General features: G+C 52.8%; 1 rRNA gene. It reads right to left on the reverse strand.

Features of this window, described 5'->3' with window-relative positions:
* Positions 1-800: ribosomal RNA gene (locus tag GTP55_RS29175) — 16S ribosomal RNA — on the reverse strand; the annotation flags it as partial.

The raw sequence follows: 800 nt of genomic DNA on the forward strand, positions 1-800 counted from the left end.
CAATCTCTCGAGGATTCCATCCATGTCAAGGGTAGGTAAGGTTTTTCGCGTTGCATCGAATTAATCCACATCATCCACCGCTTGTGCGGGTCCCCGTCAATTCCTTTGAGTTTTAATCTTGCGACCGTACTCCCCAGGCGGTCTACTTCACGCGTTAGCTGCGTTACCAAGTCAATTAAGACCCGACAACTAGTAGACATCGTTTAGGGCGTGGACTACCAGGGTATCTAATCCTGTTTGCTCCCCACGCTTTCGTGCATGAGCGTCAGTTTTGACCCAGGGGGCTGCCTTCGCCATCGGTGTTCCTCCACATATCTACGCATTTCACTGCTACACGTGGAATTCTACCCCCCTCTGCCAAACTCTAGCCTTGCAGTCACCATCGCCATTCCCAGGTTGAGCCCGGGGATTTCACGACAGTCTTACAAAACCGCCTGCGCACGCTTTACGCCCAGTAATTCCGATTAACGCTTGCACCCTACGTATTACCGCGGCTGCTGGCACGTAGTTAGCCGGTGCTTATTCTTCAGGTACCGTCATGAGCCACAGGTATTATCCGTAGCCTTTTCTTCCCTGACAAAAGAGCTTTACAACCCGAAGGCCTTCTTCACTCACGCGGCATTGCTGGATCAGGCTTGCGCCCATTGTCCAAAATTCCCCACTGCTGCCTCCCGTAGGAGTCTGGACCGTGTCTCAGTTCCAGTGTGGCTGGTCGTCCTCTCAGACCAGCTACTGATCGATGCCTTGGTAGGCTTTTACCCTACCAACTAGCTAATCAGATATCGGCCGCTCCAGGAGCA

Origin of the sequence: Duganella margarita (genome assembly GCF_009857535.1) — a bacterium.
In the GTDB taxonomy this organism is placed as follows: Bacteria; Pseudomonadota; Gammaproteobacteria; order Burkholderiales; family Burkholderiaceae_D; genus Rugamonas; species Rugamonas margarita.